This is a genomic window from Mycobacterium sp. (assembly GCF_052144515.1).
Lineage (GTDB): Bacteria > Actinomycetota > Actinomycetes > Mycobacteriales > Mycobacteriaceae > Mycobacterium.
On record NZ_JBKQQD010000319.1, the window covers coordinates 1 to 4,047 of the forward strand.

The window sequence follows — 4,047 nt, forward strand, 5'->3', positions numbered from 1 at the left end:
CCTAAGTGGCCTACCTGGGTCCGCCCGCTGTCGCGGGCCGACTTCGAGCGTGCCGGCACGCCCGATGCACAAGGGGCCGGCGCGATCCGCCGGATGGGGGCCCTCGGCTTGAACATTGCGCGCGAAGAGATTCTGGAGGCGAGGCCGCCGCACTTCCAGCGGTACACCATACTGTCGGGACTGCCGGTGTCACACTATGTCGGCACGGTGCAGATCGATCCAGACGGCGCCGGCAGCCGGATCACTTGGCAAGCGGAGTTCGCGCCGCTGGTGTCAGGTACCGGGTGGTTGCTGCGTGCCGTGCTGCAGGGCAATATCAGCATGATGGCCTCCGGACTGGCGCGCGCGGCAGCGCGGTTGGCTGCCGAACAACGCAACCGCTGACTGCGGCTCACTCCGCGTCAACGCGCGCCGAGCCCCGGGCTACAGATGCCCGGTCAGCCGCCGATTCTGGCCGCCAGTGCGGACTGTTGTGCAGGAGCCAGCGGCGCGCCGGTACCCAATGGGCTCGTCAGTCCCCACTCGGCAAAGCACAAATCGTCAGGGCCGTCGGTGATCAGGGTAGCCTTTCCGTCCGGTGCCACGAACTTGCCGATGCTGTGGACGAAGAAGCTGTAGTGAAATCGCTCCCCGTAGCCCATCGAGTAGGTGTAGAGCGAGCGACTGTACGCGGTGAGGTAGACCTCGACGCTGCCCTGCGGTGAATCGAGGTTGAGACGGAAAGTCACCGGCGGCCGCATGTGCGTCTTGGGGTCCAGCCAATACTCACCCTCCGTCACGGTCACGTCGTCCCAGTCGTAGCGGATCTCTCGTCCGTCGGTGAAAACGACCCGACCGTAGATCACTCCGGAATCCGGTCGTACGTAGACGAATATCTGAATCTCGTCGTTACGGAACAGATGATAGAAGTACTGCGGTGAGTAGGCCTGCGCCTCAGCAACCCAGCGCTCGCCGAACACGACGTGTTCGTTGATCGCGGTCGAATTGGGTTCGAGGTGGTAGGTCTTGCCCAGCGCGCTGATTCTACCGCTCGCCGTCGCGAAGAGGTCGCGGCCAGCACGGCCCTCGTCGCCGAGCTTCTCCCATGGTCCGACCAGCCAGTCCGCGTCACCGCTCTGTTGCATTGTGATGTCGACGTCGACACCCGCGTGCTCGCCCTTGATATCCCAAAAGGGAGGCCGTGCAACGACTTGGCGAGGACCGGCCTGCCAGATCACCCGATCGGATTCCCGGGTGATGGTGAAGTCGTCGCTACGGTATATGGGATCTACTCGGTGACTCAGGAAGTCATTGTCTTCGATTTTTCGGCGGTCGTATGGCGCCGCATGGAACGACGTCTGGTTGATCACGGCCTCGTCGACGCCCCAGACCGAGCCGCCCACCCGGTACAGCAGCAGAATCGCCAGAACGTTCTCGCCGTTGCACTTACCGAAGACACCCGCGCCCATGTCTGCCAGGAACTGCATGCCTGTGTAGTACTGGGCCGTGAGCTCCTCGCGCCGGCCGATTTCTTGGTCGACAGTCACTGCGGTCGACTGTGTACCGACATTCATTTGTCGCTCCTGGGCTGGGCTCACGGAAAATTGATGTGACAAGGCCTTGTCGTCGGATTCGCGGGTGTGGCCAGCCTAACATGCTTAGTCAAGTGTGTGCTTGACTACACATGGGCGGGCCGCCTAGCCTTTCCGTACTTCGGTAGACGCTCGCCGCCGCGCGGCAAGTGTCCCTCGAGCGGAGTTCGGCCGCGACGGAATAAAGGTGAATACCTTGAGTTACAGAGTCATCGTCTGGGGCACTGGTGAGGTCGGCCTACATGCAATTGGGGCTTTGCCGACCGCACTGATGATTTCGAGGAACAACGTCGCCACTACGTCGCTCATCGCGCTGACTTGCCCAGCGCGCAGGACCGGAGAAGGTCTCGCAGATCGGGACCGCTTGCTAGGTGGGCGGAACAACGTTGCACGGCAACGGAATCGCAACGGGATTTTTCATGACGTTCTAGTCGCGACCTTGACCTTGTCAGGTCTTTTCTGCGAAATGAACTTCGTCGATTTCGCCGAGGGTGTAACTGCGCGTGTATCCCAACGCTCAGACGATCTTGGCGGGCGGATTCGGTGTGGCCTCGCGGTTCCGCGTGTCGTCGCCACATCGGGCGCAAGGTGGTCCAGCCTTAAAGAGGCAGGGCGGGCCGACTCGACGGCGCGGGTCGCCCGGTTATCATCGGATAGCTCGCGCGCAGCCGGCGCTTGATGGTCAAGCAACCACTAGAATATCGCTTATGCCGCCGACGAAACCTGCGCCAACCAAAAAGAATGCTGCCCGCGTTAAAAAGGGCGCTGCACCGGCCAAGAACAAGGCCGCGTCGACCAAAAAATCCGCGGCAACGGCAACGGGTAAAGCGGTGCCTGCCAACAACAAAGTCGTATCGGGGAAAACCTATGCCCCGCGCACTGCCCCGCGAGTGCGGCGCGGCACCGCGCCGAAGCTGTTGTTGGACGCAGCCCAACAGCTGTTCGCTGAGCGCGGCCCGTATGCCGCGACGACCAAACAGATCGCCGAGCGGGCCGGAGTGTCGGAGGATCTCATCTTTCGCTACTACGGTTCGAAGAATGGGCTGCTGAAAGAAGCAGTCTTTCGGCCAATGATCGAATTGATCGAATCACTCACGCCGCGCTGGGCGGAAGCGCAGAAAACGCCCACCGACGACGAGCATGCACGTTCACGTGTGTTTGTCGGCACGCTTTATGACCTCGTCTATGCCAACAAGACCATCGCCATGACGATGGTGCAGGTGATGTTCGGTGCACCCGGCGAGCTCGACGATGCGGGGGTGCACAAACTGACGAGTTCCCTCTTCGAACCTGAGGCGCCTTCTTTTGATGATTACCTGAAAAGACGACGGCTGCGCCGAGGCGATCCGAAGTTGCAGTTGCGGATCATCATGACGATGATCGGTTCGACCGCGGCGTTCCTCGAGGGCACGTATGCGGACCCCGGCGACGCCCCTGATCGCGACGCCGTCATCGACGAATTGGTGGACTTTATTCACTATGGGCTGAAGTTTCCCGACTGACCTTTCTTTCGACCGCCGAGGAGCACAGCGGCTCACGGCGCGGCGCATCCGCTGAGGGCGAAGGGATACTCCCGACTGCCGTTCGAAGCCACTAAACTGCTCTGGCATCTCGGAGCGGGGAATGCTGGTCGACTTGATGGGCATGGGGAAGGCACCGGCGGAGATCGCCACCGATTCTGCGATGTTTCATGCAGTTTCTGTGCAATACGAGCAGGCCGTGGCGGCAGCTGCCGACGTACTTGGTCTGAAGATAGAGGAGATCCGCCCGGCGATAGAGACCGCAACTTGCGGCCACGACGTAGTAGTCAGGTGCGCCACTCTGCTGGCCGGGACCGTAATCGGGCAGAAGCTCTCCTGGACCGCCTACCACGCCGGGCGTCCGGCACTCGTCGTGCAGCAATTCTGGACCACGACCAATGACATTCCGGGATGGGACCTGGCACTGGACCATCCATACTCAGTGCGAGTGCTCGTCGAGGGATCGCCCCCTATGCGGCTCGACCTGATTATTCGCACCGACGAGGTCGAGGGTCTGCCAGGGGTTTCGGAAGTGCAATTAGCAATCGCGATGACGGCGATCCGGGCGATTCCCTATGTTCTGCAGGAACCGCCCGGAGTGGTGACCGCCCCGGGTCTTCGGCGGCTACCGATGGCGTTAGTGATGGGTATGTCTGATCACCACGAGAGCAATGCAGCGATAGATCGCGTCACTTCACGCTGTCGTGCGTGGCGGCCGGCGGCGCTGACCCGGCTGCTAGAGAACAGTTGGGCCGCGTGAACCGGTCCAGGGACCAGCCCAGCTCTGGGTCTGGACATACAAGCAGGCTAGCAATAGCGTTAACCGTATAACGATTTTACAAACTAGCCCCAGGATCAGTGCATTCGCAGGACTACGCTTCGAACTGCGCTCTGCTCGTTGAAAGGATGTCCATGACGGTCTCGTCCGTGGCTCGATCCCCGCTCTCGTTCCAGCC

At 61.4% G+C, this 4,047-nt stretch carries 4 protein-coding genes; 3 read left to right on the plus strand and 1 reads right to left on the minus strand.

Annotated elements, in window-relative coordinates; translation table 11 throughout:
- The coding region (locus tag ACLP9N_RS21545) for an SRPBCC family protein (protein ID WP_442409314.1) at nucleotides 1–384 on the plus strand (384 nt) is incomplete at its 5' end.
- A gap of 53 nt (nucleotides 385–437) precedes the next feature.
- On the opposite strand, the gene ACLP9N_RS21550 is transcribed toward ACLP9N_RS21545, so the two are convergent.
- Nucleotides 438–1,553, minus strand: coding sequence for a hypothetical protein (locus ACLP9N_RS21550; protein ID WP_442409315.1), 1,116 nt, complete (start codon nucleotides 1,551–1,553; stop codon nucleotides 438–440).
- Nucleotides 1,554–2,278: 725 nt separating this feature from the next.
- Here ACLP9N_RS21550 and ACLP9N_RS21555 point away from each other — a divergent pair.
- A complete protein-coding gene (locus tag ACLP9N_RS21555; protein WP_442409316.1) occupies nucleotides 2,279–3,073 on the plus strand; it encodes a TetR family transcriptional regulator in 795 nt (264 codons plus the stop codon).
- Nucleotides 3,074–3,194: 121 nt separating this feature from the next.
- Nucleotides 3,195–3,851: a hypothetical protein gene (locus tag ACLP9N_RS21560; RefSeq protein ID WP_442409317.1), complete on the plus strand. Its 657-nt coding sequence runs from the start codon at nucleotides 3,195–3,197 to the stop codon at nucleotides 3,849–3,851.
- Nucleotides 3,852–4,047: the final 196 nt, after the last annotated feature.

Bases quoted from the DNA above. Each gene is read 5' to 3' on its own strand.
- ACLP9N_RS21550 (WP_442409315.1), bottom strand. From the start codon at position 1,553: ATGAATGTCGGTACACAGTCGACCGCAGTGACTGTCGACCAAGAAATC.
- ACLP9N_RS21555 (WP_442409316.1), top strand. From the start codon at position 2,279: ATGCCGCCGACGAAACCTGCGCCAACCAAAAAGAATGCTGCCCGCGTT.
- ACLP9N_RS21560 (WP_442409317.1), top strand. From the start codon at position 3,195: ATGCTGGTCGACTTGATGGGCATGGGGAAGGCACCGGCGGAGATCGCC.